We start from the raw sequence: 10,000 nt of genomic DNA, 5'->3' as shown, positions 1-10,000 counted from the left end.
GATTTTATAACCGAAGCAATTGAGATGGCCGGATATAAACCAGGGAAAGATATCGCACTTGCACTTGATCCTGCGTCGAGTGAGTTTTATTCAGATGGTGTATATGAATTGAAGAGTGAAGGAAAGAGACTCTCATCCGAAGAGATGACAGGATATTACGAGGATCTGCTCTCAGTATATCCGATCATCTCCATTGAAGACGGGCTTTCTGAAGATGACTGGAATGGGTGGATTGCGATGACAAAAGTTATCGGAAAGAAGGTCCAGCTGGTCGGAGATGACATTTTTGTGACGAATACGAAACGTATTTCACGTGGTATTTCAGAAAAGGCAGCGAATGCCGTCCTCATCAAACTGAACCAGATAGGGACCGTCACGGAGACAATATCCGCAGTTACTATGGCGCGAAATGCCGGGTGGAGTTCAATGATATCGCACCGGAGTGGAGAGACTGTGGATTCCTTCATTGCGGATCTTACGGTAAGTCTCGGCACCGGCCAGATTAAAACCGGAGCTCCATGCAGGGGAGAACGAGTAGAAAAATATAACCAGCTCATGAGAATTCATGAAGAACTCGGCTCCCATGCAACTTACGCAGGAAAGAAACGGGAGATCAGGCACCTATAGAAACCTTCCAAGGATCAGGGCTCTGCAGTCAGAAGAAAGGAGGGGGGATAGTCCGCAGTTGTGCATGGGATGGATAAATTATGAACAGGTCAGACGACCCTGGATCTGGACAGACTGCAGACCTGATTTGAATGCAGCTGCCACCGTCGCATTATCCTGTAATCTCATCGAAGTATCGTGAAGTGGATTATTATCATTCTTCCAGGCAGCATTGAGCCAGATAAGGCCCTTGATATCAGGCCAGGTCTGTCCGGAAAGTGATGAGAGAATATCTGATACAAACGTAGCAGGATCCTCAAATCTGCTCTGCACATCTGTCCCGGTGATGAGCAGGATGGGCTTTTGGATCCCCCCTCCCTTCAGGGTTGATAAAGTACTATCCATAGCGTCGCTGAATTGTTTTGTTCCGGTCTCAAAGGGTTTTTTGGTTCCAAACAGCGATACTGCCACAAGGTCACAATAGTCATCTCCCGGATAATACGAGGTCATATTATTCCATTCATCTGCTGGCTGACTCTCTGCATTTACATGATAAATCCAGATAAGATTTGATGCCCCCTCTTCCCGCATAATACGAATAATGTGGCGGTATGCATCTTTGAATAAATCCTGGCCCTTCTGGTTACCATTCCAGTATCCGTTCCAGGGATAGTTCCACTGGTTTATTTCAGTACCATATTCAATAAGGATCGGTGAACCAAAAGATCTGGCTTCCCTGGCCCAGGATCTGAGTTCCCCGTCAAATTTACCCAGTGCAATGTTGCTGAGTGTATAAACCGGTTCTTTCTGGTATGGTATATCAGAGCTTCGCATCATGAACCTGATATAGGGGATCATTCCTTCATTGCGCAGGGTTTTTGCATTTTCTGCAGGAAATTTCCGGTCATTCATCCATTCATCTGAAAATACACCAATTGCCAAAGGACTTCCGGTTTTTTCCCTGAACGCCTGAATTTCATCCAGAAGGATATGTTCTTCTCCTGATGGAGATTTTTCAGGAGCAAAAACCCCCAGCGCAAGGCCTCCTTCCTCTCCCAGGCAAAAACCCGGGGGCAAAGCTGACGCAGTTGAACAGAACAAAGTAAGGATTATAATCAATCCTGGTCCCCATTTCATAATTACTCCCCCATTCATATCCACAAACCTGTTGGAGGTATATATATTGATATGGTAAAAGTCTGTCTCAACTTGACCGGGTGGTGGAAGAGGTATTCAGATCACATTTATGAGGTGTGTAGCTCACCTCCTGAGACGTATGCATCTGACCGGTTGGATCGAGCTGGATGGGATACCGTTATCTCATGAAGAAATCATTCAAAAAATATCAGAGGATCCTCATATTGTCACACGCTTTGGTGGAGAATTCTATCTGGAATATGATTCATGTGTTGCACGGGATCATTTTGGTATTATTCAGGGTCCGTGTCCGGCCGGGACAATCATCTGCAATGGTTCTGTTTCGGGTTTAGTAGAACCATACTGTCCATGCCTTCCCCTTGTTGATGCGATCAGGACTGCTGTTGAGCTGAGATCAGATTCAGGTATTACTGCTCTGTCCGGCGGTGTGGATTCTGCTTTGGTAGCAGCAATCGCAAGACGCCCCTGTCTTGTGGTAGGCATGGAAGATTGCCATGATATCAGGCAGGCTACTTCTGTTGCACAAGCTCTTGATCTTCCCTTACACATAAGGACGATTTCTCCGGAGGATATTGCAGCAGTTCTTCCGGTTGTTATCTCCCTCATTGATGATCCAAACCCGGTTGATGTAGCCATAGGAACAACTCTGTTTTTTGTTGCAGAAACAGCACAAACCCTCGGTTATGAAAGAATTCTGACCGGTCAGGGAGCAGATGAGGTCTTTGGAGGATATGCCAGGTACCTAAATACTCCGGATCATCTCCTGGAAGAGGTCTTTGCCCGTGACTTTGCTTCTCTTGCCCGTCAGGGATGCCGGGATCAGAGTATTGCAGGATCCATGGGTGCGTACCTGTCAATGCCATATCTTGATATCAGGGTTGTATGCGCTGCACAGGCAATACCCCCTCGTGACCGGGTTACGGGAGGTGTCCGAAAAAAACCACTTCGGGAAGTTGCCAGACTGTATCTGCCTGAATCATTCGCATATTATGATAAAAAGGCAATGCAGTATGGGACCGGGATCTGGAAAGAGATAAAACGGATTGCCCGGCAGAATGGTTATCACAGTTCTGTTTCAGATTTCATTACACATATAAGGAGGACGTAAACGTACAATGGTTACCGCTGAAGACGTCAGAAAAATCGCAAAACTCGCTGATGTCGGCATTGATGATTCCGAAATAAATGAATTTACGAACCAGTGTTCAGGTATTCTTGAATATTTTGCCGTTCTTGATACCCTGGATCAGAATCAGCCGCTTATCCGTGAACGATATAATATTCTTCGTGACGATGAAGTTCTTCCCTCCTTGTCCCAGGAGGAAGCCCTGCAGAATGCAGGTCAGACAGAAAAAGGGTACTTTAAAGCACCACGGGTGATGTGACGTGAAGACACTTTCATTTCATCCGGATGATTCTGTTCATGCATTTATTACCACCATTCCTGAAGTTACCTATGGTGACGGGCCGCTCTCCGGGGTCACTGTTGCGGTGAAGGACAATATATCAACAAAAGGAATTGAAACCACCTGCGCTTCCAAAATATTGAAAGGGTATATCCCCCCCTATGATGCCCATGTGGTCACACTGCTTAAAAATGCCGGGGCAGCAATTGTCGGGAAGACCAATATGGATGAGTTTGGTATGGGTACAACCACTGAGAACAGTGCCTATGGCCCGACATTAAATCCGCTCGATCATCAGCGGGTTCCTGGTGGTTCATCAGGAGGATCTGCTGCAGCCGTTGCAGCCGGTCTTGTTGACTGTGCCATTGGTTCAGATACCGGTGGTTCAATCAGGTGTCCTGCAGCTTTTTGTGGTATTGTCGGATTAAAACCGACCTATGGGAGAGTCTCCCGTTTTGGTCTTATTGCGTATGCGAACTCTCTTGAGCAGATTGGACCGATGGCACGGGATGTCAATACACTTTCAAACCTCTATTCGGTCATTACCGGCCATGATTCGCGTGATGCCACCTCGGTTGATAAACCTTACTCACATACTCCGGTATCAGACATCAAGGGTCTGAAGATTGGAGTGCCTGATGAGTTCTTTGGCGAGGGTGTAAATCCAAAAGTTGCTGAAGTAGTCAGGCAGGCAATTGATTCGCTTGAGTCGATGGGCGCAACGGCAGTACCATGCACCATACCCTCGATGAAATATGCCTTATCAGCATACTATGTCACCTGTACCAGTGAAGCATCCAGTAATCTGGCCCGGTTTGATGGCGTAAGGTATGGTCCTGCTGTCGGGACACTGAAGAGCTGGCATGATGCCTACTCTGATCAGAGAAAAGCCGGGTTTGGAAAAGAAGTCCGCCGTCGTATCATTCTGGGGACATTCTCACTTGCAGCCGGGTACTATGGCAGGTACTACCAGAAAGCCCAGACTGCCCGGCAGATGGTCAGGGATGACTTTGAACGAATATTCAGGGATGTAGATGTAATTGCCGGCCCCACTATGCCTGATATTGCATTTAAGCTTGGGGAGAAGAGTGACCCTTTGCAGATGTACCTCTCCGATATCCTGACCGTCCCGGCAAACCTGGCAGGAGTTCCTGCTTTGTCTGTGCCATGTGGAAAAGTAAACAATATGCCGATCGGACTGCAGCTTATCGGACGATATTTTGAAGATGAGCGGATTATTGACACTGCCTATGCCTATGAACAGGGAGGAGCATAATGGAGGACCTGGAGACGATCATCGGTCTTGAGATCCATTGTCAGCTGAACACGAAGTCCAAGATGTTCTGTAGTTGTTCAACGGATTTTCGTGACAACGAACCGAACACTCACACCTGCCCTGTCTGTCTTGGTCTACCAGGTAGTATGCCGATGGTGAACAAGCGGGCCATAGAATTTGCACTGAAGGTTGGAAAAGCGCTCAACTGTACCATCAGGGATGAATCGGAATTCTCAAGAAAGAACTATTTTTATCCTGATCTGAACAAAGCATACCAGATCACCCAGTACGACAAACCCCTTGCAGAATGGGGAAAACTTCTGATTGACGGTGATAATGGGGAGAAAGAGGTCCGGATTACCAGAATACATCTAGAGGAGGATCCCGGACGTTCTGTCCATATGGGAACTACTGATCGGGGAAAATATACTCTTGTTGATTACAACCGTGCAGGCATCCCGCTTATTGAGATTGTCACCGAACCTGATCTCCGGTCTCCAAAGGAAGCCAGGAAATTTTTGAACAAACTCCGGGCTACTCTTGAATATCTCAATGTGTTTGACTCGGAAAAGGAAGGATCTCTTCGTGTTGATGCAAACATATCACTGAAGGGATCAGAACGGGTTGAGGTTAAGAATATCTCGTCCTATAAAGGTGTGGAAAAAGCACTCACCTTTGAAGTAACCAGGCAGCGGAATCTGCTCAGGCGTGGTCAGACAGTTACACGCGAGACCAGACACTTTGTCGAGGCACGGGGAGTGACGACGTCATCCCGTTCAAAAGAAGAGGAGAATGATTATCGGTACTTCCCTGAACCAGATCTCCTCCCCCTGAGGGTTGCATCATGGGTTGATGCAATTGAACTTCCTGAGCTTCCAGATGCACGCAGGGAACGGTTTATTTCACAGTACGGCGTCTCACCGGAGCATGCAAAAACCCTGACCGGCGGTCTCAAACTTGCAGAGTTTTATGAAGCGGTTGCATCGGAAGATCCTGCCCTTGCTGCCACGTGGACCGCAGACTATCTGCTTGGAGAGCTCAATTACCGTGACTTTTCCATCGATGCAATGCCTGCAGATCTCTTCCGTGAACTCCTCACTCTTATAAAATCCGACACTATTACTGACAAGTCTGCGGTGGAGATACTCCGGCTGATACTTGATGCGGTTAAAGATGGTAAAAAACCAGAGCGCCCCCAGGAGATAGTGAGCCGGCTGGGACTTGCAAAGACCAGTGGTGATCAGGTTACAGCACTGATACAGGAAGTGATAGCCGAGCAGCAGGCAGCAGTCAATGATTACTATGCCGGAAAGATGCAGGCCCTAAATTTCCTTGTCGGACAGGTCATGAAAAAATGCCGGGGCCGTGCAGATCCCGGACATCTGAATACGCTTCTCAAAGAGATTCTGGATAAGAAGGTCTGATATCATGCATCTGATTATTGCCGAAAAAAATATTGCCGCAAACCGGATAGCACAGATCCTTTCCGGAAAGGATAAAGTTTCGGCAAAAAAGGAGGGCGGGGTGAATGTATACACATTTGGAGACAAGATTTCAATCGGACTTCGTGGCCATGTGGTTGAGGTCGATTTCGTTGAAGGGTATACCAACTGGCGCTCACAAGAACGACCTCCCCGGTCATTAATCGATGCAGAGACCATAAAACGTCCTACTGAACCTGCTATTGTAAAATTGATCCAAAAAATTGCCAAAAAGGCAAACCGTGTCACCATAGCCACTGATTTTGATACCGAAGGGGAACTTATCGGGAAGGAGGCATATGAGCTGGTCCGGGCAGTCAACCCGAAAGTGCCTATTGATCGTGCACGGTTTTCAGCGATTACCAAAGAAGAGATCAACCGTGCCTTTTCAGAACCAAGTGATCTGGATTTTGATCTTGCAGCGGCAGGAGAAGCCCGGCAGGTTGTTGATCTCATCTGGGGAGCATCACTTACCAGGTTTATCAGCCTGGCTGCAAAACGGGGTGGAGGAAACATCCTTTCGGTGGGACGTGTCCAGTCACCAACACTCGCAATGATTGTTGACCGGGAGAGAGAGATTGAGTCTTTTATTCCCGAACCCTACTGGGAGATCTCCCTGACAACTGAGAAAGATGGTCAGTCTATTGTTGCACGTCATGCAGAAGGCCGGTTTACTGACAAGAAAGCAGCAGATGCCGCATATGCCGGGACAAAGGATCCGCTTGTTGTTACCGAAGTCAAGGAAGGAAAACGGGTAGACCGGGCTCCGACTCCGTTTGATACAACCCAGTTTATCGTTGCTGCTGCACGGATCGGGTATTCTGCAGCAAATGCAATGCGGGTTGCAGAAGAACTCTATATGAACGGATTTATCTCATATCCCCGTACAGACAATACCATCTATCCTCCATCCCTGAACCTTGACAGTATTCTGACCACGCTTGAAAAGACAAAATTTGCCCAGGATGTTGCTTGGGTCAGGAAGAACAGGCGGGCCAAACCGACCGAAGGGAAGAAGTCCTCAACCGATCACCCTCCAATCCATCCGACAGGTATTGCGACCGAAGAGCAGCTGGGTGAGAACTGGAAATTGTATGAACTGGTAGTGCGCAGGTTCCTTGCAACCCTGTCACCAGATGCCGAGTGGGCTACCATGCGGATCGGGATGGATGCAACCGGACAAAATTATGTTGCAACCGGCTCCCGTCTCACCGAACCCGGATGGAGGACGGTCTACCCGTATTCAGAGGCGAAAGATTCCATCCTCCCGGTAGTCAAAAAGGGAGAAAAACTGAAGATACAGGATCTGAACCTTGAAGAGAAGCAGACGCAGCCACCACCGCGGTATTCACAGAGTAAACTTATCCAGGTGATGGAAGAACTGGGTCTTGGAACAAAATCCACCAGGCATGAAGTGATCCAAAAGCTCATCTCCCGCAAATATATCGAAGGAAATCCACTCAGGCCAACACTTGTCGGGAAAGCAGTGACTGAATCACTGGAAGCGCATGCTTCAACCATCACCAGACCTGATATGACCCAGAAGCTTGAACAGGCGATGGAGGCTATCAAGGTTAGAAATACATCCCGTGACGGAGTGGTTGATGATTCCAGAAAGATGCTGCATCAGGTATTTGATGAACTGGAACCAAATGAGGCAGTCATCGGCCAGGAGATTATGGGTCAGACCGATGAAGAGCTGACCATCGGACCATGCCCGGTGTGCGGGAAGGATCTTCGTATACGTCGGAAGGGCGGTTCTCAATTTATCGGGTGTAATGGGTATCCGGACTGTACTTGCAACATCTCTCTTCCAGGGACGATGTGGGGATCAGCGGTCAGGACAAAAAAGGTCTGTGAGGTTCATAATCTCTTCCACGTCAGTCTTATCGCAAAAGGTGCCCGGCCGTGGGATATGGGATGTCCACTCTGTCAGCTTATCGAGCAGCAGAAAGAGCACTATGCGAAGATGCCTGCGATGACCGAGGCACTTCAGCAGAAACTTCTTGATGCAAAGATTTTTTCATTGTATGAACTCTCGAAATTTGAGCCTGCAGTTCTGACGAAAAAGCTTGGAATCACGAAAAAGCAGGCTGAAACGTTAATTCATGAAGCAAATGACGTTCTTGATCTCATCCGGAGAAGATCGGAATGTAAAAAGTTCATGAAACAGTTTGTTCCTCCAAAACGTGGCCGGAGTCATACAAAGGTCATGAATGGCTTTACCGAGTCAGGGATAGACTGCATCGGAGACATTGCATCGGCCACTATTGAATCCCTCAAAAAGACCGGGCTTTCTGAAGAAGAAGCAAAGACATTAAAGACTGAAGCCATCTCCCTGGTTGCGAAAAACCAGCTGAAAGATATGGGCATTCCTGCTGTATCCCTGAAGCGGTATCAGGAAGCCGGATTTTTAACTCCGGAAGATATTGCCTCTGCTCATCCGGTATACCTTGCATTCAAGACCGGCATCTCTATTGAGACGGTTGGAAAGCATGTAACCCTGATTGCTCAGTCATTAGGAAAGCCGGATCCGGTAAAGATATCGAAAAAAGCATTTGAATCAGGGAAAATTGAACTTACTTCCCTTCCCGGAGTCGGGGAGTCTACCCTTGAGCACCTGTATCGGGCCGGCATATTTGATAAAAAATCCCTTATCTCTGCAGATCCGGTTAAGGTTGCTAAATCAGGTGGCATGTCAAAAGATCATCTGAAAAAACTGCAGGCTGCAGCAGGGGTATGATCCCCGATCTCCCGAATGTTTTTCAGTCAGAAATAATGAAGCTGTACAGCACTTTTGAGGACAGGCATATATGCATACAAAATGGAAGACCTGGGCTCATGTTACCAAGCTTGACCCGGACAAACATCTTACCGAAGATGAGATAGCAGAAATTGCAACAAGTGGAACAGATGCCCTCATCCTTTCAGGCACGCTCAATATTACCAAAGACAACATGTCACAGCTTCGTGACCAGGTAAAAGAATACGGGCTTCCGCTTGTTGTTGAACCAGCCGGACCTGAATCAGTAATTTTTCATGGCATCGATCTGTTGTATGTTGCAAGTGTTATGAACACCTCTGATGCCCGGTGGATTGTCGGTAAACACCGTGACTGGGCAATGAATCCTGACATCATCTGGGAAAAGGTCATTCCCGAAGCATACATTGTATTAAATCCAAACTCAGCAGTGGGCCGTGTTACGGGGGCAGACTGCGGCATTTCTGCCGAAGAAGTGGCCGCATATGCTTCCATCGCTGATCATTACTTTAAATTTCCGATTGTGTATATTGAATACAGCGGTATGTATGGAAATCCTGACATTGTAAAACGGGCCGGCGAGGCTATCGATCATGCAGTTCTTTACTATGGCGGTGGCATCGACTCCGCAGAGAAGGCTGCAGAGATGGCAAAATATGCAGACACGATAGTTGTTGGAAATGCAGTCTATGATAAGGGTGTAAAGACCCTTCTTGAGACCGTCCAGGCCGTACAGTGATCAATGCCCCATATACGGATTGTCCTTGTCGAACCGCTATATGAGGGAAATGTAGGATTTGCCGCCAGGGTGATGAAAAATTTCGGATTTACCGATCTCATCCTCATCAATCCCTGTACCCTCGGAAATGAAGCCAAAATCCGGGCTTCACATGCAGATGATGTACTGAACCAAGCAACTGTGATGACACTAGATGAGGTATGTGCAACCTCGCACCGGGTGATCGCCACAACCGGATCCCTCTCTTATTCTGCCTGTCATCCGACCCGAATGCCCTTTTATTCTCCCAAAGAGCTCAGGGATCTTATAGAAGATCTTGATGGGACGATATCAATCCTCTTCGGGCGTGAAAACTGGGGTCTTTCAAATGAAGAGGTGAGACGGGCAGATATTATCTGCACCATTCCGACATCACCTCTCTATCCTATTATCAATCTCTCTCATGCTGTCGGAGTCATCTGTTATGAACTGGCAAATCTTCCAAAAGCAGTCATCCCCCTGGCGACAGTAGAAGAGATGAATCATCTATATGAGCATATCGATCAGTATCTGGACCTTGTGGATCATCCGGGG

General features: G+C 47.6%; 8 protein-coding genes and 1 pseudogene. 8 read left to right on the top strand and 1 reads right to left on the bottom strand.

Features of this window, described 5'->3' with window-relative positions; translation table 11 throughout:
* Positions 1–627: pseudogene (locus tag LDL35_RS02985) on the top strand (phosphopyruvate hydratase); the annotation flags it as partial.
* Between the two features lie 78 nt (positions 628–705).
* On the opposite strand, the gene LDL35_RS02980 reads toward LDL35_RS02985, so the two are convergent.
* Complete coding sequence (locus LDL35_RS02980) at positions 706–1,743, bottom strand: glycoside hydrolase family 26 protein (RefSeq protein ID WP_304019347.1); 1,038 nt, start codon at positions 1,741–1,743, stop codon at positions 706–708.
* Positions 1,744–1,852: 109 nt separating this feature from the next.
* Between LDL35_RS02980 and LDL35_RS02975 the strand changes: the two genes are divergently transcribed.
* The 7 genes from LDL35_RS02975 to LDL35_RS02945 all read left to right on the top strand — a co-directional run.
* Positions 1,853–2,872 carry an asparagine synthase C-terminal domain-containing protein gene (locus LDL35_RS02975; protein ID WP_304019346.1) on the top strand — a complete coding sequence of 340 codons (1,020 nt, stop codon included), beginning with the start codon at positions 1,853–1,855 and terminating at the stop codon, positions 2,870–2,872.
* 7 nt (positions 2,873–2,879) lie between these two features.
* Positions 2,880–3,149 (top strand): Asp-tRNA(Asn)/Glu-tRNA(Gln) amidotransferase subunit GatC, encoded by a 270-nt coding sequence (gatC, locus tag LDL35_RS02970; protein ID WP_011448043.1) that lies wholly within the window; start codon positions 2,880–2,882, stop codon positions 3,147–3,149.
* A gap of 1 nt (position 3,150) precedes the next feature.
* Positions 3,151–4,446, top strand: coding sequence for an Asp-tRNA(Asn)/Glu-tRNA(Gln) amidotransferase subunit GatA (gene gatA, locus LDL35_RS02965; protein ID WP_304019339.1), 1,296 nt, complete (start codon positions 3,151–3,153; stop codon positions 4,444–4,446).
* Positions 4,446–5,870 (top strand): Asp-tRNA(Asn)/Glu-tRNA(Gln) amidotransferase subunit GatB, encoded by a 1,425-nt coding sequence (gatB, locus tag LDL35_RS02960; RefSeq protein WP_304019337.1) that lies wholly within the window; start codon positions 4,446–4,448, stop codon positions 5,868–5,870. The genes gatA and gatB overlap by 1 nt, the downstream gene beginning before the upstream one ends.
* Before the next feature lie 4 nt (positions 5,871–5,874).
* A complete protein-coding gene (locus LDL35_RS02955; protein WP_304019336.1) occupies positions 5,875–8,670 on the top strand; it encodes a DNA topoisomerase I in 2,796 nt (931 codons plus the stop codon).
* A 70-nt stretch (positions 8,671–8,740) separates the two neighbouring features.
* Positions 8,741–9,427, top strand: a complete 687-nt coding sequence (locus LDL35_RS02950) for a phosphoglycerol geranylgeranyltransferase (RefSeq protein ID WP_304019334.1) — start codon at positions 8,741–8,743, stop codon at positions 9,425–9,427.
* A gap of 3 nt (positions 9,428–9,430) precedes the next feature.
* Positions 9,431–10,000: RNA methyltransferase (locus LDL35_RS02945; protein ID WP_304019333.1), on the top strand; the 570-nt coding region annotated here is incomplete at its 3' end.

Origin of the sequence: Methanospirillum hungatei, from assembly GCF_020216685.1 — an archaeon.
GTDB classification, from domain to species: Archaea; Halobacteriota; Methanomicrobia; order Methanomicrobiales; family Methanospirillaceae; genus Methanospirillum; species Methanospirillum hungatei_B.
Note: the sequence above shows the minus strand (reverse complement) of the source record. Positions and strands in the feature narration are given on the sequence as shown.

Coding starts and splice junctions, on each gene's coding strand:
- LDL35_RS02980 (WP_304019347.1), bottom strand. CDS start 1,743: ATGAAATGGGGACCAGGATTGATTATAATCCTTACTTTGTTCTGTTCA.
- LDL35_RS02975 (WP_304019346.1), top strand. CDS start 1,853: ATGAGGTGTGTAGCTCACCTCCTGAGACGTATGCATCTGACCGGTTGG.
- gatC (WP_011448043.1), top strand. CDS start 2,880: ATGGTTACCGCTGAAGACGTCAGAAAAATCGCAAAACTCGCTGATGTC.
- gatB (WP_304019337.1), top strand. CDS start 4,446: ATGGAGGACCTGGAGACGATCATCGGTCTTGAGATCCATTGTCAGCTG.
- LDL35_RS02955 (WP_304019336.1), top strand. CDS start 5,875: ATGCATCTGATTATTGCCGAAAAAAATATTGCCGCAAACCGGATAGCA.
- LDL35_RS02950 (WP_304019334.1), top strand. CDS start 8,741: ATGCATACAAAATGGAAGACCTGGGCTCATGTTACCAAGCTTGACCCG.